Raw genomic sequence first — 24,805 nt, forward strand, 5'->3', positions numbered from 1 at the left:
GAGCCTGGGGAGGTTCACTGATATGTTGTACGATAAATCCCTTGAGAAGGATAACTGTGGTTTCGGCCTGATCGCCCACATAGAAGGCGAACCTAGCCACAAGGTAGTGCGTACCGCTATTCACGCACTGGCCCGTATGCAGCACCGTGGCGCCATCCTTGCTGATGGTAAAACCGGCGACGGTTGTGGACTGCTGCTGCAAAAACCGGATCGTTTCTTCCGTATCGTTGCGGAAGAGCGCGGCTGGCGTTTAGCCAAAAACTACGCTGTCGGTATGCTGTTCCTGAACCAGGATCCTGAAAAGGCTGCCGCTTCACGCCGCATCGTTGAAGAAGAACTTCAACGTGAAACCCTGTCGATTGTCGGCTGGCGCGATGTGCCAACCAACGAAGGGGTGCTCGGTGAAATCGCCCTCTCCTCACTGCCTCGTATTGAGCAGATTTTTGTTAACGCGCCTGCGGGCTGGCGTCCACGCGATATGGAACGCCGCCTGTTTATCGCCCGTCGCCGCATTGAAAAACGCCTCCAGGACGATAAAGAGTTCTACGTCTGTAGCCTCTCGAACCTGGTCAACATCTATAAAGGTCTGTGTATGCCGGCTGACCTGCCGCGCTTTTACCTGGACCTGGCGGACCTGCGTCTGGAATCGGCCATTTGCCTGTTCCACCAGCGCTTCTCCACCAACACTGTTCCACGCTGGCCGCTGGCGCAGCCGTTCCGCTATCTGGCGCACAACGGCGAGATCAACACCATCACCGGTAACCGCCAGTGGGCTCGCGCCCGTACTTATAAGTTCCAGACGCCACTGATCCCTGACCTGCACGACGCTGCGCCGTTCGTGAATGAAACTGGCTCGGACTCAAGCTCCATGGACAACATGCTGGAGCTGCTGCTGGCGGGCGGGATGGACATCGTGCGCGCCATGCGTCTGCTGGTGCCACCGGCATGGCAGAACAACCCGGATATGGACCCTGAGCTGCGCGCCTTCTTCGACTTTAACTCCATGCACATGGAGCCGTGGGACGGCCCGGCGGGCATCGTTATGTCCGACGGTCGTTTTGCCGCCTGCAACCTGGACCGTAACGGTCTGCGTCCGGCGCGATACGTCATCACAAAAGACAAGCTCATCACCTGTGCCTCTGAAGTCGGTATCTGGGATTACCAGCCTGATGAAGTGGTCGAGAAAGGCCGCGTCGGTCCGGGCGAGCTGATGGTTATTGACACCCGCGGTGGGCGCATCCTGCACTCTGCCGAAACCGATCACGATCTGAAGAGCCGTCATCCATACAAAGAGTGGATGGAGAAGAACGTGCGTCGTCTGGTGCCGTTTGAAGATTTGTCGGACGAAGAAGTGGGCAGCCGCGAGCTGGACGACGATACGCTCGCAAGTTTCCAGAAACAGTTTAACTACAGCGCGGAAGAGCTGGACTCGGTTATCCGTGTGCTCGGTGAAAACGGCCAGGAAGCAGTCGGCTCCATGGGTGACGATACCCCATTTGCCGTGCTCTCCAGCCAGCCACGCATCATTTATGACTACTTCCGCCAGCAGTTCGCGCAGGTTACTAACCCGCCAATCGATCCGCTGCGTGAAGCCCACGTGATGTCCCTGGCCACCAGCATCGGTCGCGAGATGAACGTCTTCTGCGAAGCCGAAGGCCAGGCGCACCGTCTGACCTTTAAATCGCCGATCCTGCTGTACTCCGACTTCAAACAGCTCACCACCATGACCGAGGAGCACTACCGCGCCGACACGCTCGACATTACGTTTGACGTGAACGACGCGAGCCTCGAAGAGACGGTGAATGCGCTGTGTGACAAAGCCGAACAGATGGTGCGTAACGGTACCGTTCTGCTGGTGCTGTCTGACCGCAATATCGCGAAAAACCGTCTGCCGGTGCCTGCGCCAATGGCGGTGGGTGCTATCCAGACGCGTCTGGTAGATAAGAGCCTGCGCTGCGATGCCAACATCATTGTTGAAACCGCCAGCGCCCGCGACCCGCACCACTTTGCCGTGCTGTTAGGCTTTGGCGCGACGGCGATCTACCCGTACCTGGCCTACGAAACGCTGGCCCGTCTGGTGGATACCCGCGCGATCGACAAAGATTACCGTACTGTGATGCTGAACTACCGTAACGGCATCAACAAAGGCCTGTACAAGATCATGTCCAAAATGGGCATCTCGACCATTGCCTCTTATCGCTGTTCGAAGCTCTTTGAAGCGGTCGGCCTGCATGATGACGTGGCAAATCTCTGCTTCCAGGGCGTGGTTAGCCGTATCGGTGGAGCCGGTTTTGCTGACTTCCAGCAGGATCTGGTGAACCTGTCCAAACGTGCCTGGCTGGCACGTAAGCCGCTGGATCAGGGCGGTCTGCTGAAATACGTTCACGGTGGTGAATACCACGCCTATAACCCGGACGTTGTGCGCACGCTGCAGCAGGCGGTGCAGAGCGGTGAATACAGCGATTATCAGCAGTATGCTGAGCTGGTGAACAACCGTCCGGCGGCGACGCTGCGCGATCTCATTGCCCTGAATCCGGGTGATGAAGCGGTCAGCATTGACGACGTTGAGCCTGCTTCCGAGCTGTTCAAACGCTTCGACACCGCAGCAATGTCCATCGGCGCACTGAGCCCGGAAGCCCACGAGGCGCTGGCCGAAGCCATGAACAGCATCGGCGGTAACTCCAACTCCGGTGAAGGCGGTGAAGATCCGGCGCGTTACGGCACCAATAAAGTGTCCCGTATCAAGCAGGTAGCATCCGGTCGTTTTGGCGTGACGCCTGCGTACCTGGTCAACGCCGACGTGATTCAGATTAAAGTCGCTCAGGGTGCGAAACCGGGCGAAGGCGGTCAGCTGCCGGGGGATAAAGTTACCCCGTACATCGCCAAACTACGCTACTCGGTGCCGGGCGTGACGCTGATCTCCCCGCCACCGCACCACGATATCTACTCTATCGAGGACTTAGCGCAGCTGATTTTCGACCTGAAACAGGTCAACCCGAAAGCGATGATCTCCGTGAAGCTGGTTTCCGAACCGGGCGTGGGCACCATCGCCACCGGCGTGGCGAAAGCTTATGCGGATCTCATTACCATCGCCGGCTACGACGGCGGTACCGGTGCAAGCCCGCTCTCCTCCGTGAAATACGCGGGCTGCCCGTGGGAGCTGGGACTGGTGGAAACCCAGCAGGCGCTGGTGGCGAACGGTCTGCGTCATAAGATCCGTCTTCAGGTGGACGGCGGCCTGAAAACTGGCCTCGACATCATCAAAGCCGCGATCCTCGGTGCGGAAAGCTTCGGCTTCGGTACAGGCCCAATGGTGGCGCTCGGCTGTAAATACCTGCGTATTTGCCACCTGAACAACTGTGCAACCGGTGTGGCGACCCAGGATGAGAAGCTGCGTAAGAACCACTATCACGGGCTGCCGTTCAAAGTGACCAACTACTTTGACTTCATCGCCCGGGAAACCCGCGAGCTGATGGCGCAGCTGGGCGTGAAGCGTCTGGTGGATCTGATTGGCCGTACCGACCTGCTGAAAGAGCTGGAAGGCTTCACGGCGAAGCAGCAGAAGCTGGAGTTGAGCAAGCTGCTGGAAACCGCACAGCCACACCCTGGCAAAGCGGTGTACTGCACCGAGAACAACCCACCGTTTGACAATGGCGTGTTGAATGCGCAGCTGTTGCAGCAGGCGAAACCGTATGTGGACGAGAAGCAGAGCAAGACGTTCTGGTTTGATATCCGCAACACCGACCGTTCTGTAGGCGCGTCGCTCTCCGGTTATATCGCGCAAACGCACGGTGACCAGGGGCTGGCAGCGGATCCGATTACCGCGCACTTCAGCGGCACTGCGGGTCAGAGCTTCGGGGTGTGGAACGCAGGCGGCGTTGAGCTGTACCTGACCGGTGACGCCAACGACTACGTCGGTAAAGGCATGGCGGGTGGTCTGCTGGCAGTGCGCCCTCCGGTCGGCTCTGCCTTCCGCAGCCACGAAGCGAGCATCATCGGTAACACCTGTCTGTACGGCGCGACCGGCGGTCGTCTGTTCGCCGCGGGCCGTGCGGGTGAGCGTTTTGCGGTGCGTAACTCCGGTGCCATCACCGTGGTGGAAGGCATTGGCGATAACGGTTGTGAATACATGACGGGCGGGATTGTTTGCGTTCTGGGTAAAACCGGCGTGAACTTTGGCGCAGGCATGACGGGCGGTTTTGCCTACGTCCTGGATGAAGACGGTGAGTTCCGCAAACGCGTGAACCCGGAACTGGTGGAAGTGCTGGACGTTGATACGCTGGCTATCCATGAAGAACACCTGCGCGGTTTGATTACCGAACACGTGCAGCATACCGGTTCTTCGCGCGGCGAAGAGATCCTGGCGAACTGGCCGGCGTTCTCAGCGAAATTTGCGCTGGTTAAACCGAAGTCCAGCGATGTTAAAGCCCTGTTGGGTCACCGTAGTCGTAGCGCAGCAGAGCTGCGCGTGCAGGCGCAGTAAGGAATTCAGATGAGCCAGAACGTATACCAGTTTATCGACCTGCAGCGTGTTGATCCGCCAAAGAAACCGCTGAAGATCCGTAAAATTGAATTTGTTGAGATTTACGAGCCGTTTTCAGAAGGCCAGGCCAAAGCGCAGGCAGACCGCTGCCTGTCCTGCGGTAACCCTTATTGCGAATGGAAATGCCCGGTCCATAACTACATCCCGAACTGGCTGAAGCTGGCCAACGAAGGGCGTATTTTTGAAGCCGCCGAACTCTCACACCAGACCAACACCCTGCCGGAAGTGTGCGGCCGCGTATGTCCTCAGGACCGCCTGTGTGAAGGTTCCTGTACCCTGAACGACGAGTTTGGTGCGGTGACCATCGGTAACATTGAGCGCTACATCAATGATAAAGCGTTCGAGATGGGCTGGCGTCCGGATATGACCGGCGTGAAGCAAACCGATAAGCGCGTGGCGATCATCGGTGCGGGCCCGGCGGGCCTGGCCTGTGCGGACGTGCTGACCCGCAACGGCGTGAAGGCGGTGGTCTTTGACCGTCATCCGGAAATCGGTGGTCTGCTGACCTTTGGTATTCCGGCCTTCAAGCTGGAAAAAGAGGTCATGACCCGTCGCCGTGAAATCTTCACCGGCATGGGCATTGAGTTCAAACTGAATGTGGAAGTGGGCCGCGACGTGCAGCTCGACGATCTGCTGAAGGATTACGACGCGGTGTTCCTCGGCGTGGGCACCTATCAGTCCATGCGCGGCGGTCTGGAGAACGAAGACGCGCCGGGCGTGTTTGATGCCCTGCCGTTCCTGATTGCCAATACTAAGCAGATTATGGGCTACGGCGAAACCGCCGACGAACCGTTCGTCAGCATGGAAGGCAAACGCGTGGTGGTGCTGGGCGGCGGTGATACCGCGATGGACTGCGTGCGTACCTCTATTCGTCAGAATGCGGCGCACGTCATCTGCGCCTACCGCCGTGACGAAGAGAACATGCCGGGCTCTAAACGCGAAGTGAAAAACGCGCGTGAAGAGGGCGTGGAATTCCAGTTCAACATCCAGCCTCTGGGTATTGAAGTGAATGCTAACGGCAAAGTGAGCGGCGTGAAGATGGCGCGCACGGAGATGGGTGCGCCGGATGCGAAAGGCCGTCGTCGTGCAGAGATTGTCGCAGGCTCTGAGCATGTGATCCCGGCTGATGCCGTGGTGATGGCGTTCGGTTTCCGTCCTCACAGCATGGAGTGGCTGGCGAAGCACAGCGTTGAGCTTGACTCTCAGGGTCGTATTATCGCCCCTGAAGGCAGCGATAACGCTTTCCAGACCAGCAACCCAAAAATCTTCGCGGGTGGCGATATCGTTCGCGGTTCTGACCTGGTGGTGACAGCCATTGCCGAAGGGCGTAAAGCGGCCGACGGGATTATGAACTACCTGGAAGTGTAAGAAAAAAGCCGGACGGTATTTACCCTCCGGCTTTTTTTATGCGGTTTACAGCCATTGATTATCACCCTACCCCGCATGCAGCTCCGCTTTTAAGGAGTGCCGCGAAGAGAAGGGTTACTTCGTCAATAAACTCCAGGACAAATCACTTTCCAGCGTAGTTTGATCTGTCAGATGGCTGAACGCGCTATCGTTGAGAACCGGTGAGAGCGTTACGTTGAAACTCATCTGCTGGCCGGAAGGAACCTGGTTATTCTCAAGCGCAATCACCGCCTCGTTATTACGCAGGTAGAGAGGTGTCGGCGTACCGTTTTCAGGCGTAAAATTTAGCTGATCAACTGTTTTACCCACACTGTAACTTTTGCCATCGACGGTCATGTTGTCAATTTTGACCGCGACACCACCGGACTGCCCAAAAAGAAACCGCCCCTTATCTCCAGCTGTACCACGCAGTAACACCGCCATCTGCTGAGTCTGAGGACAGAAAACGTTGACCGTGATGTCACGATCGGCCATTTTGTGCCAGTCCTGTTGCGTCGTTTCGATCGTATCCCGACGCATCTCGTGATAATCCACCACCGGCTGTGAGAGGCTGATCTGGCAGTCTTCAGCATGGGTTACCCCTGTCATACCGAGCATCAGCAAGGCTACTAAGCCCGATAAGTGTCGACTGTTCATCGGCAGACTCCGTTCACTTCTTCGTAGAAGGCATTTTCGTCACGCTTATCAGCCAGAGTGTAATCAATCTTACACAGTCGGTTATTGTTACCGTCTAGCGCGTAGAGGGCGCTTAGCTGATCGGCATCGTTAATAAAGACGTGGCCATCATCAACCGTGGTCACGATATAGTTACCTTTCTCATCAACAATCGAGATCCCTTTATTCAGGGGCTGACCGTTAGCCTGCTTTACGCTCAGCATGACGCGGCGGCTGTTGAGTACTTTGAAATCAATCTCGCTGACCGAAGCATGGCCTGCGGCGATATATTTCGTGCCGTTAGCCAGCGTCATACTCTGCGGCAGCTTGTTAGCATCAATTTCTATGCGGGAGTTATGCCATTCGTTGAGAGAAGGCACCACGGCCTGGCCCCATGGATCGGTCCAGACGGTGCCTTGCGGAGTGGAAATTTCAACGCCGCTCTTCTTCTCGCTCAGTCTGGCAATCGCGAAGGTATCCTGAATCGAATACGGCGAGAAAGTCACGCCCTCTTTATGCATGGCCACGCCGCCCGACAATGTCGCACTGTAGTTCCGCTGATTATCACCACTGGTTCCGCCCCCCACGCTTAGCTGCGTATAGTGGAGGTTAGTGTTGATGTTGCCATTGAAGCTGTTGTCTTTGGTATCCTGATCGCGATCGGCTGAGATGTAATAGTGCGTATTGTCTCCCAGCGAGCCGCTGTTAGACACGCCATAGGTGGTGCTATCACCCTGTTTACGCATATAGGAGCTGATCGACTGACTGCCACCGAGTGGGATGCTCACGTTGACGTAGAACATCTCATTGTCCTGATCGTCATCGACATTACCGACCGCACTTTGCCAGTTCATGGACACTGACGCGTACGAAAAGGTCTTGCCCCAGGACAGCAGGAGATAACGTGAGTCATCCCTACCACCATTGGTCTGGTTGTAGTTGAACCCTGCGCTAAATACCCCCGCCAGAAGGGAGGAGAAACGAACGTTGCCAGAATAGGTATTGTCATATCCCTGATAATCGTCATCCATTGCGTCAGCCATTTCGCGGTACTCGCCGCTGTAATGCGTCGCACTGCCTGAAAGACCGACATACTCGTTCAGGATATAATCACTTTGCAGATCGGTTTTTACTCCGCTGCTGCTGTCACTAAAGTTCGCACTGCTGACTGCTGCGCCCGTTGAAAGAGTCCAGTCATCGTTTATCAGGAACTCTGTTCTGCCGCCTGCTGCCTGGTAGTTTTCCGCAGCTGCACCAGAAGCCAGGAGATTCATCCACGGTGAGATGCGCCAGCCGTCAGAAATGTTCATTACCAGCGGATCGCTATATTCGCTTTCGATGCTGCGCACCTGACCTACAGAAAGGGTCAGCCCCTGTGGGCGTGAAAGGTTGCGCGCCCTTACCTGAGACGCCGGGACAATAAACCGGTTAGTCGCACCATCGGACTCTACCACCGAGACGTCCAGATCCACATTGTTGCGAACCACGGGCACGTCATCCAGCGTGAAGGGGCCAGCAGGCACAAGGGTACTGAAGACCAACTGCCCGTTCTGGCGGACTTCTACACGTGCCTGGGAAGACTGGGCGATACCGGAAACACTCACGCCAGAGCTTGTTTTCGCCAGGCCGCTGGTCGGCATAAACTGCACGCCGGTAATCGGCACGCCGCTCAACACGTTGGACATGGCGTTGATTTCACCCACCTGCATCGTCATCTTCTGCGCGGCAAATACATGTTCTGCATAGGTGTAAATGCTTTCAGCATTTCGGCTACCGTTGTCATCCGTCAGGATATAACGGCTGCGCAGCGCCCAGTCCATCGTGTTGAATCCGGCTTCCAGGCTGGCCTGAGAGTAGCGGCTAGTGTCGTTGTCACCATAGTCGTTATGGGTACTGAACAATGAATAGTTCAGCAGCGCCGCCGTTCCGCCATGCTGAAAGTTTTTGATATCTGCTGACAGACTGTTCACCGCTTCAGCTGGCAGATAGAGTTCAACGGCTTCCTGGTTAGGCAAAGCGTTGATGATGGCTTTAGGATAGTTATCACGAATATCGTGACACGCCTCATCAGACTTTATTGGCACAGGCATCAGCCCGGCAAACTCCATGAGATCGTTGTCAAAGCAAAGCACGCCATCTTTGTTGAAACGAACTGCAGCCATTCCTCGCTCTTTCCCATTGACCTTCACCGAAACGGAGTGGGTTCCGGGTAAAAATCGCGGTGCTTCAGCGAAGTAATGGTTGAGATCTGTATTCAACCCCAGCGTTTGCATAATCCCCGTATCGAAGGTGACTTCCCTCGCCAGGACGGATGTCGAATCAAGTAATACCAGAGGTAATGTGCCGCAAAGAATGGCGCGGACACAAAATGCAAGGCGGCTTTGTTTAATCACCGTCATATCCCTATTTATTTAATTCCGATGTAAAGCTCGGTACCTCAACGCCATAGCGGCTGGCCGGGAAAAACTTAACGCTGCTGTCACCGCTGACTTTCTTTTTCATATCAGCCGTTAGCGTTTCGCCAGGAAGAATGTAGGTTTTGGACAGAGTGGCACTCACACCTGAAGGCAGCAGCATTACGTTCTGCCCAAGACGGACCACATATTTGCTAGGGTTTTTCACGGTGACAGACGCGCCGTTTGAAGACCACTTAAGGAACTTCCAGGCATCAGTAACCACTCCCAGAGATGCCGGACGAATAAGCACGGGGATATCCTGGCGAATGTTTATACCGATCTTGATTTTTTTATCATCGTTTTTAGGTGGAATACCGTCGAACGTGACGCGTTTATAATGCTCAACGTCCAACGGTTGTTTATTCTGAAGAATAAAGCGCAACTGCTGCGTCTGACCTGGCTCAAGACGTACCACTGGCTGCGTCGCAATAAGCTTAAGACCGGTATCATCCGGCAGATCAACGACATTCGTATATAAAAGTGAAGGGTGCGAGTCGGTATTCTTGACGTTTATCGTTCCACTGTGCGTCGCTTCATCAATGATTAACAGACTGGTTTCAGGCACCATGCCTTCTGCATGTACAGCAACACTGGCAGACAATAATGTGGCAGTAATAAGTGTATTAATTAAAGTGGATTTTAAACCTTGCATAATAATATCTCCTTGAAAGCAACAACAGAACAGTCCATGTTTATCGCGCCGTTAAAAAGAGAGTAAATGCAGCGCATTTACTCTCCGGTAATTAAATAACATTTACTCGATTAAAAAGTCTTACAGATAACGCAGACTGATTGTTACCTGACCGTCAAGCTGGGTGTCATCAGTGATCGCCAGCGTGGTGGTATCCTGGATCGCCAGGGAGGTTACCAGTGGGAAGGTTGCAGTTTCGAACGCCAGAGGAGCCAAAGAGCCAACAGTCGCAACGGTGAAATCACGATAATTGTCGCCCTGAGTAGAACCGTTGATGCTCTTAGTCCATTCACCCGCAGAGCCCTGCTGGTAAATTGGATCAACAGTAGCACCATCAGCCACTACGCTGTCAGTTTTAACAAACATTGAATAAGAACCGATGCTTACTGGTGTTGCACCTGCAGTTTTACCGACACCATAAAGCTGGCTTTCAGAAGTCTGAGAATCCCCACCAAACATGCCCTTCTCAACTTCAAGTTTCGCGTTTGAATCTTTGCGATCGTCAACCATGTTCCAGGAGACTTTCGTTGCCGCGGTGCAATTAATGGTCAGGTCGATATTTTTCTGACCCAGCTGGTTAACCGCTGTAGCACTCAAATTGCCCAGATTAATTCTACCGTAGTCAACGGTACCACCATTACTTAATGTTGGCGTACATGCTGCATTTGTCAGCGTACCCTTAACCTTCAGAACAGCGGTAGGGTTAGCAGCAAATGCTGATGTTACACACAGAGAAAGGGCGGTAGCGAGTAATACTTTTTTCACTTGTTAATCCTTAACATACGAGAAATTGCAATATTAAATCACGTAATGGTAAATGCCTTTACCGATTACTGATTGTAGTCATGCTTGTCAGCATGCGCCCATAATATTATTTTTATAAATACATGCAATTTAGCAAAATTAATTTTGATATTAAGAATATCAAAAAAATGATTATTTCCTTAATTTATTAAGGAATTACTCGTTTAAAAAGGAGATTAACATCAAAAAAATAATATTACCCAAAATTTACCTTTACTTTTATCACTGTTTTGATATTGGCTTAAATCACAATAATTCACAGGAATTATAAATCCATTTAATTATTAACCAAGTGATGAAGAATCAAGAGGTATAAACAATGCTTGTTTATACCTATCGTCACGATTATTTGAAATAAGAATAAAAAAAAGCCAGTGATATCACTGGCTTTTAATAAACAGGCCGCAAGCGGATTTATTTCACTACGCGTAGTGCTGGACGACCACCGCGCGGCGGCGGTGTGTCATCAGGATCGTCGTCGTCGTGATGGTCGGGCTTATCGCCGTCGATCACCGACATGACCGTTTCACCTTCAGCGCCAGCTTCTTCATCGTCATTGACGTGAATTGCGTCTTCGTCATACGCCGCTTCCGGCTCAAACATGGTGCCTGCACCGTTTTCACGCGCATAAATCGCCAGCACCGCAGCCAGCGGCACAGAAACCTGACGCGGTACACCGCCGAAACGCGCGTTAAAGCGCACTTCGTCGTTGGCCAGTTCGAGGTTACCCACCGCGCGTGGCGCGATGTTCAGTACGATTTGTCCGTCGCGTGCATATTCCATTGGAACCAGCACGCCCGGCAACGTCACATCCACAACCAGGTGCGGCGTGAGCTGGTTATCCAGCAGCCATTCATAGAAGGCGCGCAGCAGATACGGACGGCGTGGGGTCAGTTGTGACATTTCCACAGTCATTAGCCTCGGCCGAGACGCATTTCACGTTCCGGTTCAGTTAAAGATGCCAGGAAAGAGTCGCGCTCAAATACGCGGGTCATATAGCCCTTCAGCTCTTTCGCGCCAGGACCGCTGAACTCTACGCCCAGGGTTGGCAGACGCCACAGCAGCGGCGCCAGGTAGCAATCCACCAGGCTGAACTCATCGCTCAGGAAGAAGGGTTTTTGGCCAAACACAGGGGCAATGGCGAGCAGCTCTTCACGCAGTTGCTTACGCGCTGCATCGGCTTCAGAAGCGGAACCGCTGGTGATGACGTTCATCAGCGAGTACCAGTCTTTTTCGATACGCTGCATGTACAGGCGGCTTTCACCACGCGCAACAGGGTAAACAGGCATCAGCGGCGGATGCGGGAAACGCTCATCCAGGTATTCCATAATGATACGGGATTCCCACAGGGTCAGCTCGCGATCCACCAGCGTCGGTACGCTTTGGCTCGGGTTGAGATCGATCAGATCCTGAGGCGGGTTATCCTTTTCCACATGCTCGATCTCAAAACTGACACCTTTCTCGGCCAGCACGATACGAACCTGATGGCTATAAATGTCAGTAGGACCAGAAAACAGCGTCATTACCGAACGTTTGTTGGCAGCGACAGCCATGAAAACCTCCAGGTATATTCAGAATTTTTACTGCTACCGGCCCAACAGGGGCCAGCCAGATGTTGTATCGCCCATCCCAGAGAAGACACATTGTTCAGGAATCGAACAAAAATCGAGTATTCACCGACATTTGGGCAGAAAATTGGATGATAGTTTACCAGATTTTGATGGCTTTGTGGTGAGGGGATTCTGGAAAAGAGGAAAAAGAGAAGATATATGCATGGATATTGTGGATAACCTGCGCATTATCCATAAAAAAACCCGCCGAAGCGGGTTTTTCGCCAATCGTTCTGCGTAAGCAGAATGGATTAACGTTTGGAGAACTGTGGACGACGACGTGCTTTACGCAGACCCACTTTCTTACGTTCAACCTGACGAGCGTCACGAGTAACGAAGCCAGCTTTACGCAGTTCAGAACGCAGGGATTCGTCGTACTCCATCAGAGCGCGGGTGATACCGTGACGGATCGCACCTGCCTGACCGGAGATACCACCACCTTTAACGGTGATGTACAGATCCAGTTTTTCTACCATGTCAACCAGTTCCAGCGGCTGGCGAACTACCATGCGGGCAGTTTCGCGACCGAAGTATTGTTCCAGAGAACGCTGGTTGATTACGATTTTACCACTGCCCGGTTTGATGAAAACGCGAGCTGCGGAACTTTTGCGGCGACCAGTGCCGTAGTATTGATTTTCAGCCATTGCCTATAATCCCGATTAGATGTCAAGAACTTGCGGTTGCTGTGCCGCGTGGTTGTGCTCGTTGCCTGCGTAAACTTTCAGTTTACGGAACATAGCACGACCCAGCGGGCCTTTTGGCAGCATGCCTTTAACCGCGATTTCAATCACACGCTCAGGACGGCGAGCAATCATCTCTTCAAAGGTCGCTTCTTTGATACCACCGATGTGGCCGGTGTGGTGGTAGTACATTTTGTCAGTACGCTTGTTGCCGGTTACAGCAACTTTATCAGCGTTCAGAACGATGATGTAATCACCGGTATCAACGTGCGGAGTGTATTCCGCTTTATGCTTACCGCGCAGGCGACGAGCCAGTTCAGTAGCCAGACGGCCCAGAGTTTTACCGGTCGCGTCAACAACATACCAGTCGCGCTGTACGGTTTCTGGTTTAGCTGTAAAAGTTTTCATTAAAAGCTTACCCAAATAATAAGTTACACGTTGGTGAACACCCAAACGTTTAGTCAGTTGAGGTTCACACGACAAAGTCCGGCAAACCTACCCCTTCGAATAGCACATGCCGACACATAGAAAGTTTCGGGAAAAAAACCTTCTCGTAACGTGGGGTCGCAAGATTATAGAGAAGTTGAGGTCAAAGATCGACCCTTAAATGTGATTTGGAATGGGTTTTTCGGGGTTAAGTATTGTGTGGTCTGGTGCCCTCACCCCCGGCCCCTCTCCCACAGGGAGAGGGGAGCATTTATCTCACCCCCAGCCCCTTTCCACGGGAGAGGGTGGCATTTATGGCATATGCTCCCGCTTCAGGTATTCCTCGCTCTGCATCTCCTGCAGGCGCGACAGGCAGCGCTGGAACTCAAACTTAAGCCGCTCGCCCTGGTAGATCTCATATAAAGGTACCTCGGCGCTGACCACCAGCTTAACGTGGCGCTCATAAAACTCGTCCACCAGGGCAATGAAGCGTCGCGCTTCACTTTCCATCAGTTTCGTCATCACCGGCACATCCAGTACCATCACGGTGTGGAAGAGACGCGAAAGCGCAATGTAGTCGTGCTGACTACGGGCATCCACGCAGAGCGTCGTAAAGGAGACCGCCAGCGTTTGGTTTTCGACGCCGAGCGTTGGCAACGGGCGATGGTTTATCTCCAGCGTCGGAGCATGTTCACGTTTTGCGCCCGCCAGCGCCAGCCACAGTTTATCCATCTCGCGGGTAGTCTGCGCATTGAGCGGTGAAAGCCACAAATGGGCCTGGGTCAGCGTGCGTAACCGGTAATCCACCCCGGCATCCACGTTCATGATGTCGCAGTGTTGCTTGATAGCATCAATAGCGGGCAAGAAGCGCGCCCGTTGCAGGCCGTTGCGATAGAGCTCGTCGGGCGGAATATTCGAAGTCGCCACCAGCGTGATCCCTCGGGCGAACAGGGCTTTCATCAGGCCGCCTAGCAGCATGGCGTCGGTGATGTCAGACACAAAAAACTCATCGAAGCAGAGCACGTCTGTTTCCGCCTTGAATCTGTCGGCCACAGTCTCCAGCGGATCGCTTTTGCCCTGCAGCGCGGTCAGTTCCTCATGCACCCGCAGCATAAAACGGTGAAAGTGCAGACGCTGCTTACGTGCGCCAGGCAGGCTGAGATAGAACAGGTCCATCAGCCAGGTTTTTCCGCGCCCGACCCCGCCCCACATATATAAACCACGCACCGGAGCCTGAGTCTGTGGCGTTTTTTTACCGAGCAATCGTCCAAATGCCGCTTTTAGCCCACTGCTCTGATCAACGTCAGCGGGTTTTGCCGTGAGTTCCTGATAAATCATCTCCAGGCGGTTTACCGCCTCACGTTGAACATCATCTGGTTGGTGCGTGCCCTCGTTAAGGGCCTGTTGATATCGCGACGCAGGGGACAGGTTTTGCATAATCTTATTGTTATTCCTTCAATTAACGCTCACCAGCAGGCGTGACTGATGAAAAAAAGGCCGTTCTACACTACGCGATGATACGTCAGGATTCCACTTCTGCGGAAATAGCGGTTATAGTGGCATTATCAGGCACAGGCAGGAGCCGAGCCAACACCCTACGGAACAACAAGACAACGGGAGAAGTTCATGACCTGGGAATATGCGCTAATCGGTTTAGTCGTCGGCATCGTGATCGGTGCTGTGGCCATGCGTTTCGGTAACCGCAAATTGCGTCAGCAGCAGTCACTGCAGTACGAACTGGAAAAGAACAAAGCAGAGCTGGAAGAGTATCGCGAAGAGCTGGTTAGCCACTTTGCCCGTAGCGCTGAGCTGCTGGACAATATGGCAACCGACTACCGTCAGCTGTATCAGCATATGGCGAAGAGCTCCAGCAGCCTGCTGCCGGAAATGACCGCGGAAACGAACCCGTTCCGCAACCGTCTGGCAGACTCGGAGGCCGGTAACGATCAGGCTCCGGTTCAGATGCCTCGTGACTATTCTGACGGCGCATCCGGTCTGCTACGCGGTGGCGCAAAACGCGATTAATCGCACAACCTGAATATATTTTACGGGCGCATCCCTTGCGCCCGTCCTTTCTTCCCGTCCCCAGCTATTATTTAGTCAAACGCCTCATTGTTCAGCGGTATAAAATTCAATAACATCATTATGATTTTGGGCCGTTCTTCTTTCATTCCAGGATACGAGAGTCAGCACCAATGAAGAAAAAAAACCAGCTGTTGAGCGCTTTAGCGTTAAGTGTCGGGTTATCCCTCTCGGCGTCCTTCCCTGCCAGTGCGGCGTTGCCCTCACAGGTGCCGGGACAAGCAGCCATTCCAAGCCTCGCGCCGATGCTGGAAAAAGTGTTGCCTGCGGTTGTCAGCGTGCAGGTTGAAGGTACGGCAGTACAAAGCCAGCGCGTACCGGAAGAACTGAAAAAATATTTTGGCGATGAGGGCCCTGACCAGCAGGCACAACCCTTTGAAGGTCTGGGTTCAGGCGTCATTATTGATGCGGCCAAAGGCTATATCCTGACCAACAATCATGTCATCAGCCAGGCCGATAAAATCAGCGTACAGTTGAACGATGGTCGCGAATTTGACGCCAAACTGATTGGCGGTGATGACCAGAGTGACATCGCACTGCTGCAGGTACAAAACCCGAGCAACCTGACCCAGATTGCCATTGCGGATTCCGACAAACTCCGCGTCGGTGATTTTGCCGTTGCCGTGGGCAACCCCTTTGGTTTAGGACAAACCGCCACCTCCGGCATTATCTCTGCGCTGGGGCGTAGCGGCCTGAATCTGGAAGGTCTGGAAAACTTTATCCAGACCGATGCCTCGATCAACCGCGGGAACTCCGGCGGGGCGTTGCTCAACCTTAACGGTGAGCTGATTGGGATTAACACAGCGATACTGGCGCCGGGCGGCGGCAGTATCGGGATCGGCTTTGCTATCCCGAGCAATATGGCCAAAACGCTGGCACAGCAGCTTATCCAGTTTGGCGAAGTCAAACGCGGGCTGTTGGGTATCAAAGGCATGGAGATGAGTGCGGATATTGCGAAAGCGTTCAATATTAACGTGCAGCGTGGTGCTTTTGTCAGTGAAGTGCTGCCAAACTCCGGCTCGGCAAAAGCAGGCATCAAATCAGGCGATGTAATCGTCAGCCTCAACGATAAGCCATTGAGCAGCTTTGCTGAATTGCGCTCGCGTATTGCCACGACTGAGCCCGGTGCGAAGGTGAAACTCGGTCTGATCCGTGACGGTAAGCCGTTGAACGTCGAAGTGACACTGGATAAGAGTACCTCGTCATCGGCCAGCGCGGAGCTTATCGCCCCTGCGCTGCAAGGGGCGACGTTGAGCGACGGACAACTGAAAGACGGTACGAAAGGCATTCGCATCGACACCGTTGAGAAGAGCAGCCCTGCCGCGCAGGCCGGATTGCATCAGGAAGACGTCATCATTGGCGTAAACCGTAATCGCGTGCAATCCATCGCTGAACTTCGCAAAGTGCTGGAGAGCAAGCCGGCGGTCATTGCCCTGCAGGTGATGCGCGGCAATGAGTCCATCTACATTCTGTTGCGCTAAGCATTTGCTATCCCGGACATCACCGCTGCGTGTGATGTCCGGATAACTCATGTTATGCTGCAAATCGTTCCTTTTATCACGACACGCGCATCATGCTTTCAAAGCTCTTACGTTCCATTGTTATCGGTTTGATTGTCGCTGGCCTGCTGCTGCTGGCGATGCCGTCTTTGCGTCAGTTCAATAAACTGTCCGCTCCCCAGTTCGACAGCGCGGATGAAACGCCAGCAACCTATAACACGGCCGTTCGCCGTGCCGCCCCTGCCGTGGTTAACGTTTATAACCGCGGCCTCAATAGCTCGGCCCATAACCAGCTTGAGATCCGCACGCTGGGCTCCGGGGTGATTATGGACGAGCGCGGCTACATTATTACCAACAAACATGTGATCAACGATGCCGACCAAATCATCGTTGCCCTGCAGGATGGCCGCGTGTTTGAAGCATTGCTGGTGGGTTCTGACAGCCTGACCGACCTTGCCGTGCTCAAAATCAATGCCACCGGGGGTTTGCCGGTCATTCCGATTAACCGCAAACGCACGCCACACATTGGCGATGTGGTCCTGGCTATCGGTAACCCTTACAACCTCGGCCAGACGATCACGCAGGGGATTATCAGCGCAACCGGTCGAATTGGCCTTAACCCGTCAGGGCGGCAGAATTTCCTGCAAACCGATGCGTCAATCAACCACGGTAACTCGGGTGGCGCGCTGGTTAACTCGCTGGGCGAACTGATGGGCATCAATACCCTCTCGTTCGATAAGAGCAACGACGGCGAGACGCCGGAGGGGATCGGCTTTGCTATTCCCTTCCAGCTGGCGACCAAGATTATGGATAAGCTGATTCGCGACGGGCGCGTCATCCGCGGCTATATCGGCATTGGCGGGCGCGAAATTGCACCGATGCATACCCAGGGCGGCGGTATCGATCAGATTCAGGGCATTGTGGTCAACGAGGTATCGCCTGGCGGTCCGGCGGCTAACGCGGGGATTCAGGTGAATGATGTCATTGTCTCGGTTAACGGCACACCGGCCGTCTCTGCCCTGGAGACGATGGACCAGGTGGCAGAAATTCGTCCGGGTTCGATCATCCCTGTTGAAGTCATGCGTAACGATAAAAAACTGACGCTGCATGTGACGGTTCAGGAATATCCGGCAACAAACTAACAGCCATAAAAAACCGAAGCCAGTCAGTGCTTCGGTTTTTTTGCCGGGTGGCGCTAACGCTTACCCGGCCTACGGCAGTTGGCTCGTTTTACTTATTAACGAACTCTTCGCCCAGCGTGATATCTTTCTTCAGCGTATCCAGCATGCCTTCCATCGCGTTTTGCTCAAACGCGCTCAGCGTACCGATAGACTTACGTTCTTCAATACCATTTTTACCCAGCAGCAGCGGCTGAGAGAAGAAGCGGGCATGTTCGCCATCGCCTTCAACGTAAGCGCATTCAACAACGCCTTTTTCGCCCTGCAGAGCGCGAACCAGTGACAGACCGAAACGTGCCGCCGCCTGGCCCATAGACAGCGTTGCAGAACCGCCACCCGCCTTCGCTTCCACCACTTCGGTGCCCGCGTTCTGGATACGTTTGGTCAGGTCAGCCACTTCCTGCTCGGTGAAGCTCACGCCTGGGATCTGCGACAGCAGAGGCAGAATGGTGACACCAGAGTGACCGCCAATGACTGGCACTTCCACTTCTGTTGGCTGTTTGCCTTTCAGCTCAGCAACAAAGGTGTTGGAACGGATGATATCCAGCGTGGTCACGCCGAACAGTTTGTTTTTATCGTAAACACCTGCTTTCTTCAGCACTTCTGCCGCGATAGCGACGGTCGTGTTCACTGGGTTAGTGATGATGCCGATGCACGCTTTCGGGCAGACTTCAGCGATCTGCTGCACCAGGTTTTTTACGATGCCCGCGTTGACGTTGAACAGGTCTGAACGATCCATGCCTGGCTTACGCGCCACGCCTGCAGAAATCAGCACCACGTCAGCACCCTGCAGTGCAGGACGTGCATCTTCACCGGAGAAGCCTTTGATTTTTACAGCTGTCGGGATGTGGCTCAGGTCAACCGCCACACCTGGGGTTACCGGAGCAATATCGTACAGGGAGAGTTCTGAGCCTGAAGGCAGTTGGGTTTTCAGTAGTAGGGCAAGCGCCTGGCCGATACCACCAGCAGCGCCGAGGACTGCGACTTTCATCCTAAACTCCTTATTATGGTTAACTTAAGTATCTGTAAATCCGTTGCCGCGACCTTAATTCAGCAAGTCTTTAATTACAATTTTCGAAGCTAAAGAATTTGAGGTCACGCGTCTTTATCTCTCATCAGAAGGCTATCTGACGACAGAAGGCAACGCATTAAGAGGTGGTTACAATACACCCTGCCCCGCCACCAAAACAACATCATTTTGATAACATTTAATTTACTTTTAAGCTTATTTGCGTGGCGTGACCCAGGCATGTTTTCTGATAACGAAATCTGATAAAATCACTCCCTTTCATAACATTATTTCAGCCTTGCGCTGAGTAGATAATTTGCATAAAAATTCATCCACATGCATAATAATGTTGTTTCTTTCGTCATATTCCGGGTGACTTATGCGAAGCTCGTCTAAGCAAGAAGAATTAGTAAAGGCGTTTAAAGCGCTACTCAAAGAAGAGAAATTCAGTTCTCAGGGAGAAATTGTTCAGGCGCTGCAGGAACAAGGTTTCGATAACATCAATCAGTCGAAAGTCTCCCGCATGTTAACTAAGTTTGGCGCGGTACGTACCCGTAACGCGAAGATGGAGATGGTCTATTGCCTGCCGGCTGAACTTGGCGTGCCGACCACTTCCAGCCCCCTCAAAAATCTGGTTCTGGATATCGACTATAACGACGCCGTGGTGGTGATCCACACAAGCCCTGGTGCCGCACAGCTGATTGCCCGCATGCTGGACTCGTTAGGTAAAACGGAGGGCATCCTGGGTACCATCGCAGGCGACGACACCATTTTTACCACCCCGGCCAGCGGTTTCTCCGTAAAAGATCTCCACGAAGCGATTCTGGTTCTGTTCGAACAGGAACTGTAATCCTCTCTCCCCGTAGCGCTGCTACGGGGAACATCCTGCTCCAGCCTCGTTTTCCCCTGCATTCCACTGCCTCTGGTTTTAACAAATAGTGCTTTTTACCACCTATTAACATTCACCTGGTGAATGATAAATCAAAAAATCGCACAAAAAATCAAAATCAGATATCCATATGATTTACTTAGATTTAAACACACCTAAAGCTCAAAAATCACTCAATATTATGCATTTTGGTTATAAAAAACGGTGTGTTTAACACGTAATAACACAGGAAACCATTAGCCTGGTATTAATTTTTGCCGTTATTAGTGTATACTTGATTTTGTGATGAGGGTCACGAAACAAGACCCCACTAAAAAATTCGACGAGGTAAGAATCATGAAAATCAAAACTACTGTAGCGGCGCTGAGCGTCCTGTCTGTCCTGTCCTTCGGTGCTTTCGCGGCTGACGCTATTAATGCTGACCAGGCACAATCCCGTGAGGCAATCGGTACGGTTTCGGTCGGTGCAGTCGGCACGTCGCCAATGGACATGCATGAAATGCTGAACAAAAAAGCGGAAGAAAAAGGTGCATCATCTTATCGCATCATCGAAGCGCGTTCCGGTGACCACTGGCACGCAACCGCAGAGCTGTACAAATAAGTTTTAGTTATCACTGAAGATGTAATTCTCCACTCAACGGCACCAGGCATAAAAATAGCGGTTCAACCCTTCTCGCCGTTGAGCAAAAAACCTTTTCCAGGAGTAAAGACTATGAAAACCAAATTGATCATCGCAACCCTCGGTCTGGCATCCGTTCTCTCTTTCGGCGCAAGCGCAGCCGTACAGCAAGTGAATGCCGACCAGGCACAAAATCTGCAGCGTATGGGCAGCGTATCCGTCACGTCGGTCACCGGCTCACCGATGGATATCCGTCAGGAACTTGCCGCCAAAGCTGAAAAAGCAGGCGCCAGCAGCTATCGCGTCACCGAACTGAATCAGGGTGACCACTGGCATGCCACGGCAGAACTGTATAAATAAACCCTCGTCGTATCTCATCATACGACTTGCCCCTGGCCTGATGGTCAGGGGCTTTTTTATGGCTTGCTCAGTGGCGAGCATTGAAACGCAGTTGTCCTTCCAGCTCTTCTTCCGCTTCATCGAACAGTAATATCAGCGCCCCGAAACGTCTGCGCAGCTTATCGGGCAGATGGATAAACTCTATTTCCAGCGGTAGCGGCAACAGACTGCCGGTTACCACATCCCACAGCGTATCCAGGTTCGTCACGCTTTGTTGTTCAAGATCAAACACCCGTGTAAATTCCCGGTAGAAGTCTTCCTGACTGTCTATCTCATCAAAATCAAAGGTATAGGTTTTCATTACCAGCCACCAGTCCAGGCGAGCGGCAGATGCCGCTCCATCTATTATAATCCCCCGATATGCAGGGTTTTAACTTCCAGATACTCTTCCAGCCCCAGCACCGATCCCTCACGCCCCAGGCCGGATTCTTTTACGCCGCCAAAGGGCCCCAGCTCTGTGGAGACGGCGCACTCGTTAATCCCAATCATTCCGCTTTCAATTGCCTGTGAAACGCGGAAGACCCGCGAGAGATTCTGTGTATAGAAGTACGCCGCCAGACCATAAGGCGTGTTGTTGGCACGCTGGATGACTTCATCTTCTGAAGTGAAACGGAAGCACGCCGCGACCGGGCCAAACGTCTCCTCTTCTGCCAGCTTCATCCCTTCATGACAGTCCCCCAGTACGGTTGGCATCCAGAAATTGCCGCCAAGGGAATGAGGTTTACCGCCCGCCAGCACGGTTGCGCCACGCGCAACAGCGTCGTCAACATGTTCACGTACCTTGTCGACCGCTGCGCCTTCAATCAACGGCCCGACGACGACGCCGTCCTCAAGACCATTTCCCACCTTCAGCGCATTCACTGCATCAGCAAGTTTATTCACGAATTTGTCGTAGACGGTTTCCTGAATATAGAAGCGGTTCACGCTGACGCACACCTGCCCGGCATTGCGAAACTTATTGGCGATCGCGCCTTTCACAGCCGCGTCGATGTCTGCATCCTCAAAGACGATGTACGGAGCATTTCCCCCCAGCTCCATCGAGACTTTTTTCATGGTTTCTGCGGCGTTACGCACCAGCGTTTTGCCAACCGATGTCGAGCCGGTGAAGGAGATTTTTCGCACGTCCCGGCTGGCCATAATCGCGTCGCTGATTTCGTGCGTATTCCCGGCGACCGCGTTGAGTACCCCATCCGGTACGCCGGCCTGTTTTGCCAGCGTCAGCAGCGCAAAAGCGCTGAGCGGCGTGTTATTGGCCGGTTTGATTACCCCGGTGCATCCGGCTGCCAGCGCCGGGCCTAACTTGCGGGTGAGCATCGCCATCGGGAAGTTCCACGGCGTGATAGCCGCGACAACACCTATCGGTTCACGGGTCGCCAGAATGCGCGAGCCGGGTTTGATCGGCGGAATAATTTCACCGTTCGCACGCTTGGCCTCTTCGGCAAACCACTGGATAAAGCTGGCGGCGTACTCCACTTCACCTTCCGCTTCTTTCAGGGGCTTACCCTGTTCGGTGGTCATTAGCCGTCCGAGCCAGCTTTTATTCTCAATAATCAGTTCGTACCAGCGATAAAGAATGGCCGAACGCTCTTTCGCGGTTTTGGCGCGCCATGCAGGGAAAGCCTGGGTGGCGGCAGCAATTGCTGCTTCGGTCTCTGCTTTGCCGGCTTTCGCGACGCGGGCGATGACTTCCCCGGTAGCCGGGTTAAGCACATCAAACGTCGTATCCAGCGGTTTCCAGAGGCCGTTAACCAGATAGCCGGTCTGAAAAAGGGTATTGTCCTGAAGCGCCTGGGTCGTCATGTGTCCTCCCTTTCTGAATGTAAGAACGTGCTGGAATAAGTATAGCCACAAAAAAACCGACGCTTTTGGCGTCGGTTTTTTTACTTCAGTCAGTTATCGGTGAGAGCATTTTGATAGCGACGCAGCATCAGCGCCAGCCGCCCTACCGGTTCGGTGACCTGAAGCGGTGCATCCCAGTGCTTAAGCTTTTCCTGATAGATATCGAGCTCTTCAAGCAGCTGCGTAAAGTAACGGCGACGTTTGTCATCACTGCTGGCGGAAAGCACATGGTCCGCGGTACGACGCAGCTGACGGTGCCAGGCGGAGAGATCGTCGTTGATCGGCACCGGTGCACTGCGCAGACGCTGGTGCGCGATAATCATGGTTAACGCCAGGCGGAACTTCGCGATGTCGCCCGGAAACTTGTTCAGCAGTAAAAACAGCTGCTGATAGAGCGCCGGGAGGTGGTTCTCTTTACGACGCGCGGTATTGGTGGTCATCGACGACACGGCGGCAGAAACAAACTGATTCAATAACACACGCCCCGTCCGCGCCTGTGAGTTATCTCGCACCAGCAGAATGACCATCATCGCCAGGAAACAGCCCACCAGTTGGCCCAGCGCGCTGTCGAGGAACTGGCTGAAATGGAAAGTCATCGGGTTATCGAGCACGATGATGTTAATCGTACTCGCCAGCGCCCCCAGCGATCCCAGGCGACGCTTTTGCACTTCAATGCCGATAAAGAACGCCATCACCGCCAGGCTAATACAGAGCAGCAACATGCTTTGTTGCGTCGACGGGATGATGACCAGGAAATAAAGCGCCCCTATCGGCAGGGCGGCAATGGTACCGTAGAGGAAATCAACGGCAACCATACGGGGGTTAGGCAGACGCATCGCCAGTGCGGTCACAACGGCAATCATCACCATCGCGCCGCTGCCAGACGTCCAGCCTGTCCACAACCAGAACAGCGTACCGAGCATACAGGCAAGCGTGGTACGCCAGAAGTTGACCATCGCGTGGTGGCGTTCGGCAGATTCGGCCTTGATGACCACTTCACCCTGGAGGACCTCTTCTTCCGCCGCGCTAATTTTGGTGTTGCCGATCACGCCACGTTTCAGCAGCAGATAGCGCGTCGCGGCCCCGACCCAGGTGTAGATGGTCACCGGCGTGTCGCGCTCCCCGGTCCAGGCGATCACCCGACGCATACGCTTAAGCTGTTTATGCACGTCCTGCACGGTTTCCACCGGCTCGGCAAACAGCTCACGGAACGTATCGGTGACCGCTTCCGGACGGGTGTTCTGGATGAGATACGTTTCACACGCCTGGGTAATCAGCGTCAGGGAGACAGTATTGAGGGCTTTCAGGCGGCGGTTCGCACGGGCCCAGCGCGAGGACTCCATGTTGAGGTTGCTACGCATCCCCTCCAGCGCCTGCGTCCGGCGAACCAGCCCGCTCCAGGCGTTATCCACCTCTTCACTGTCGCCATGCTTAATGCACAGCTGCATCAGCTGGTACTGGGCAACGATCAGCGCGTCAAGTTCACGGTCGACTTCCTGTTTGATGGAGCGTGGAGAGAAAAGCAGGTCAGCGACAATCGCACTCACAATACCGATCACAATCTCGCTGCAGCGCTCCACGGCAAACTGCGGCGCGAGCAAAGGTTCAGACTGAATGGTGATGATAATAATCAGCGCGGTATAACCCGCCAGCCCCCAGGCGTAGGAGTTTTCCACTTTCACCAGAGACGAAATCCAGGTGCAGAAACCCGCCCAGATACAGCACACCATCAGCATCAGCAATGGCGTGCGGATCATCAGAATAATAATGGTGAGTGCCGCGAAACAGCCGATAAACGTCCCGATGATACGCAGCATCCCACGATAGCGGATCGCGCCAGAATAGGGTTCCCCACCCGCGGCAAAGGCAGGACCCGCCGCAACTATTGCAGCCGTCAGGACCGCCCAGCGAGGGGTTTCAAGCTGGAAGTGAAAGCCAACAAACAGCGCCAGCACAATGGCACAGGCCAGCTTCACGGCGAAGCGAATGTGCTGGCTGGCGATGGAAAAGATACCCATGGC

Annotated in this window: 21 protein-coding genes; 8 read left to right on the forward strand and 13 right to left on the reverse strand. The window is 53.7% G+C overall.

Annotation, left to right across the window (positions count from 1 at the left end):
* Positions 1 to 22 precede the first annotated feature (22 nt).
* Together gltB and gltD are read left to right on the forward strand one after the other, a co-directional pair.
* Positions 23 to 4,483 carry a glutamate synthase large subunit gene (gltB, locus tag ACOTXR_RS06370; RefSeq protein ID WP_014885411.1) on the forward strand — a complete coding sequence of 1,487 codons (4,461 nt, stop codon included), beginning with the start codon at positions 23 to 25 and terminating at the stop codon, positions 4,481 to 4,483.
* 9 nt (positions 4,484 to 4,492) lie between these two features.
* Positions 4,493 to 5,911: a glutamate synthase subunit GltD gene (gene gltD / locus ACOTXR_RS06375; RefSeq protein ID WP_045134760.1), complete on the forward strand. Its 1,419-nt coding sequence runs from the start codon at positions 4,493 to 4,495 to the stop codon at positions 5,909 to 5,911.
* A gap of 114 nt (positions 5,912 to 6,025) precedes the next feature.
* Here the strand turns inward: gltD and ACOTXR_RS06380 are convergent, their stop codons facing one another.
* From ACOTXR_RS06380 to zapE, 9 genes are all read right to left on the reverse strand, one after another.
* On the reverse strand, positions 6,026 to 6,586 hold the full coding sequence (locus tag ACOTXR_RS06380; RefSeq protein WP_032635417.1) for a hypothetical protein: 561 nt from the start codon (positions 6,584 to 6,586) through the stop codon (positions 6,026 to 6,028).
* Positions 6,583 to 9,003 carry a fimbrial biogenesis usher protein gene (locus ACOTXR_RS06385; protein WP_078309665.1) on the reverse strand — a complete coding sequence of 807 codons (2,421 nt, stop codon included), beginning with the start codon at positions 9,001 to 9,003 and terminating at the stop codon, positions 6,583 to 6,585. The genes ACOTXR_RS06380 and ACOTXR_RS06385 overlap by 4 nt, the downstream gene beginning before the upstream one ends.
* 4 nt (positions 9,004 to 9,007) lie before the next feature.
* Entirely contained in the window at positions 9,008 to 9,712 is a 705-nt protein-coding gene (locus tag ACOTXR_RS06390) for a fimbria/pilus chaperone family protein (RefSeq protein ID WP_014885415.1), read from the reverse strand.
* Positions 9,713 to 9,832: 120 nt separating this feature from the next.
* The gene (locus tag ACOTXR_RS06395) at positions 9,833 to 10,516 is read right to left on the reverse strand and encodes a DUF1120 domain-containing protein (RefSeq protein ID WP_045134758.1); all 684 of its coding nucleotides are present in this window, start codon (positions 10,514 to 10,516) and stop codon (positions 9,833 to 9,835) included.
* Between the two features lie 453 nt (positions 10,517 to 10,969).
* Positions 10,970 to 11,464, reverse strand: coding sequence for a ClpXP protease specificity-enhancing factor (gene sspB / locus ACOTXR_RS06400; RefSeq protein ID WP_014885417.1), 495 nt, complete (start codon positions 11,462 to 11,464; stop codon positions 10,970 to 10,972).
* A gap of 5 nt (positions 11,465 to 11,469) precedes the next feature.
* The gene (gene sspA, locus ACOTXR_RS06405) at positions 11,470 to 12,108 is read right to left on the reverse strand and encodes a stringent starvation protein SspA (RefSeq protein WP_014885418.1); all 639 of its coding nucleotides are present in this window, start codon (positions 12,106 to 12,108) and stop codon (positions 11,470 to 11,472) included.
* Between the two features lie 308 nt (positions 12,109 to 12,416).
* Entirely contained in the window at positions 12,417 to 12,809 is a 393-nt protein-coding gene (gene rpsI, locus ACOTXR_RS06410) for a 30S ribosomal protein S9 (RefSeq protein WP_003860436.1), read from the reverse strand.
* A gap of 15 nt (positions 12,810 to 12,824) precedes the next feature.
* Positions 12,825 to 13,253, reverse strand: a complete 429-nt coding sequence (gene rplM / locus ACOTXR_RS06415) for a 50S ribosomal protein L13 (protein ID WP_003860434.1) — start codon at positions 13,251 to 13,253, stop codon at positions 12,825 to 12,827.
* Positions 13,254 to 13,583: 330 nt separating this feature from the next.
* Positions 13,584 to 14,708 carry a cell division protein ZapE gene (gene zapE, locus ACOTXR_RS06420; protein WP_058690881.1) on the reverse strand — a complete coding sequence of 375 codons (1,125 nt, stop codon included), beginning with the start codon at positions 14,706 to 14,708 and terminating at the stop codon, positions 13,584 to 13,586.
* 189 nt (positions 14,709 to 14,897) lie between these two features.
* Between zapE and zapG the strand changes: the two genes are divergently transcribed.
* From zapG to degS, 3 genes are all read left to right on the forward strand, one after another.
* The gene (zapG, locus tag ACOTXR_RS06425) at positions 14,898 to 15,296 is read left to right on the forward strand and encodes a Z-ring associated protein ZapG (protein WP_010436126.1); all 399 of its coding nucleotides are present in this window, start codon (positions 14,898 to 14,900) and stop codon (positions 15,294 to 15,296) included.
* Positions 15,297 to 15,466: 170 nt separating this feature from the next.
* Positions 15,467 to 16,834 (forward strand): serine endoprotease DegQ, encoded by a 1,368-nt coding sequence (gene degQ, locus ACOTXR_RS06430; protein ID WP_023331415.1) that lies wholly within the window; start codon positions 15,467 to 15,469, stop codon positions 16,832 to 16,834.
* Between the two features lie 92 nt (positions 16,835 to 16,926).
* On the forward strand, positions 16,927 to 17,994 hold the full coding sequence (gene degS / locus ACOTXR_RS06435) for an outer membrane-stress sensor serine endopeptidase DegS (protein ID WP_014885421.1): 1,068 nt from the start codon (positions 16,927 to 16,929) through the stop codon (positions 17,992 to 17,994).
* An 88-nt stretch (positions 17,995 to 18,082) separates the two neighbouring features.
* Here the strand turns inward: degS and mdh are convergent, their stop codons facing one another.
* The gene (gene mdh / locus ACOTXR_RS06440) at positions 18,083 to 19,021 is read right to left on the reverse strand and encodes a malate dehydrogenase (protein WP_014885422.1); all 939 of its coding nucleotides are present in this window, start codon (positions 19,019 to 19,021) and stop codon (positions 18,083 to 18,085) included.
* 397 nt (positions 19,022 to 19,418) lie between these two features.
* On the opposite strand from mdh, the gene argR reads away from it, so the two are divergent.
* The 3 genes from argR to yhcN (ACOTXR_RS06455) all read left to right on the forward strand — a co-directional run bounded on the left by argR (position 19,419) and on the right by yhcN (ACOTXR_RS06455) (position 20,906).
* Positions 19,419 to 19,889, forward strand: a complete 471-nt coding sequence (argR, locus tag ACOTXR_RS06445) for a transcriptional regulator ArgR (RefSeq protein WP_008502836.1) — start codon at positions 19,419 to 19,421, stop codon at positions 19,887 to 19,889.
* A 375-nt stretch (positions 19,890 to 20,264) separates the two neighbouring features.
* Complete coding sequence (gene yhcN / locus ACOTXR_RS06450) at positions 20,265 to 20,528, forward strand: peroxide/acid stress response protein YhcN (protein WP_014885423.1); 264 nt, start codon at positions 20,265 to 20,267, stop codon at positions 20,526 to 20,528.
* Between the two features lie 111 nt (positions 20,529 to 20,639).
* Positions 20,640 to 20,906: a peroxide/acid stress response protein YhcN gene (gene yhcN / locus ACOTXR_RS06455; RefSeq protein WP_014885424.1), complete on the forward strand. Its 267-nt coding sequence runs from the start codon at positions 20,640 to 20,642 to the stop codon at positions 20,904 to 20,906.
* A gap of 67 nt (positions 20,907 to 20,973) precedes the next feature.
* Here the strand turns inward: yhcN (ACOTXR_RS06455) and ACOTXR_RS06460 are convergent, their stop codons facing one another.
* The 3 genes from ACOTXR_RS06460 to aaeB all read right to left on the reverse strand — a co-directional run bounded on the left by ACOTXR_RS06460 (position 20,974) and on the right by aaeB (position 24,802).
* Positions 20,974 to 21,246: a barstar family protein gene (locus ACOTXR_RS06460; RefSeq protein WP_045281399.1), complete on the reverse strand. Its 273-nt coding sequence runs from the start codon at positions 21,244 to 21,246 to the stop codon at positions 20,974 to 20,976.
* 44 nt (positions 21,247 to 21,290) lie between these two features.
* Positions 21,291 to 22,745, reverse strand: a complete 1,455-nt coding sequence (locus ACOTXR_RS06465; RefSeq protein ID WP_023337864.1) for an NAD-dependent succinate-semialdehyde dehydrogenase — start codon at positions 22,743 to 22,745, stop codon at positions 21,291 to 21,293.
* Between the two features lie 89 nt (positions 22,746 to 22,834).
* Positions 22,835 to 24,802 carry a p-hydroxybenzoic acid efflux pump subunit AaeB gene (gene aaeB / locus ACOTXR_RS06470; protein WP_014885427.1) on the reverse strand — a complete coding sequence of 656 codons (1,968 nt, stop codon included), beginning with the start codon at positions 24,800 to 24,802 and terminating at the stop codon, positions 22,835 to 22,837.
* Positions 24,803 to 24,805 lie beyond the last annotated feature (3 nt).

The organism is Enterobacter cloacae complex sp. IR53030 (assembly GCF_049238365.1).
In the GTDB taxonomy this organism is placed as follows: domain Bacteria; phylum Pseudomonadota; class Gammaproteobacteria; order Enterobacterales; family Enterobacteriaceae; genus Enterobacter; species Enterobacter kobei.

Excerpts from the sequence above, each read along its gene's own strand:
- gltD (WP_045134760.1), top strand. The coding sequence starts at position 4,493 with ATGAGCCAGAACGTATACCAGTTTATCGACCTGCAGCGTGTTGATCCG.
- mdh (WP_014885422.1), bottom strand. The coding sequence starts at position 19,021 with ATGAAAGTCGCAGTCCTCGGCGCTGCTGGTGGTATCGGCCAGGCGCTT.
- degQ (WP_023331415.1), top strand. The coding sequence starts at position 15,467 with ATGAAGAAAAAAAACCAGCTGTTGAGCGCTTTAGCGTTAAGTGTCGGG.
- ACOTXR_RS06390 (WP_014885415.1), bottom strand. The coding sequence starts at position 9,712 with ATGCAAGGTTTAAAATCCACTTTAATTAATACACTTATTACTGCCACA.
- yhcN (WP_014885423.1), top strand. The coding sequence starts at position 20,265 with ATGAAAATCAAAACTACTGTAGCGGCGCTGAGCGTCCTGTCTGTCCTG.
- sspA (WP_014885418.1), bottom strand. The coding sequence starts at position 12,108 with ATGGCTGTCGCTGCCAACAAACGTTCGGTAATGACGCTGTTTTCTGGT.
- yhcN (WP_014885424.1), top strand. The coding sequence starts at position 20,640 with ATGAAAACCAAATTGATCATCGCAACCCTCGGTCTGGCATCCGTTCTC.
- rplM (WP_003860434.1), bottom strand. The coding sequence starts at position 13,253 with ATGAAAACTTTTACAGCTAAACCAGAAACCGTACAGCGCGACTGGTAT.
- gltB (WP_014885411.1), top strand. The coding sequence starts at position 23 with ATGTTGTACGATAAATCCCTTGAGAAGGATAACTGTGGTTTCGGCCTG.
- zapG (WP_010436126.1), top strand. The coding sequence starts at position 14,898 with ATGACCTGGGAATATGCGCTAATCGGTTTAGTCGTCGGCATCGTGATC.
- degS (WP_014885421.1), top strand. The coding sequence starts at position 16,927 with ATGCTTTCAAAGCTCTTACGTTCCATTGTTATCGGTTTGATTGTCGCT.
- ACOTXR_RS06460 (WP_045281399.1), bottom strand. The coding sequence starts at position 21,246 with ATGAAAACCTATACCTTTGATTTTGATGAGATAGACAGTCAGGAAGAC.
- rpsI (WP_003860436.1), bottom strand. The coding sequence starts at position 12,809 with ATGGCTGAAAATCAATACTACGGCACTGGTCGCCGCAAAAGTTCCGCA.
- zapE (WP_058690881.1), bottom strand. The coding sequence starts at position 14,708 with ATGCAAAACCTGTCCCCTGCGTCGCGATATCAACAGGCCCTTAACGAG.
- ACOTXR_RS06465 (WP_023337864.1), bottom strand. The coding sequence starts at position 22,745 with ATGACGACCCAGGCGCTTCAGGACAATACCCTTTTTCAGACCGGCTAT.
- ACOTXR_RS06380 (WP_032635417.1), bottom strand. The coding sequence starts at position 6,586 with ATGAACAGTCGACACTTATCGGGCTTAGTAGCCTTGCTGATGCTCGGT.
- aaeB (WP_014885427.1), bottom strand. The coding sequence starts at position 24,802 with ATGGGTATCTTTTCCATCGCCAGCCAGCACATTCGCTTCGCCGTGAAG.
- argR (WP_008502836.1), top strand. The coding sequence starts at position 19,419 with ATGCGAAGCTCGTCTAAGCAAGAAGAATTAGTAAAGGCGTTTAAAGCG.
- ACOTXR_RS06385 (WP_078309665.1), bottom strand. The coding sequence starts at position 9,003 with ATGACGGTGATTAAACAAAGCCGCCTTGCATTTTGTGTCCGCGCCATT.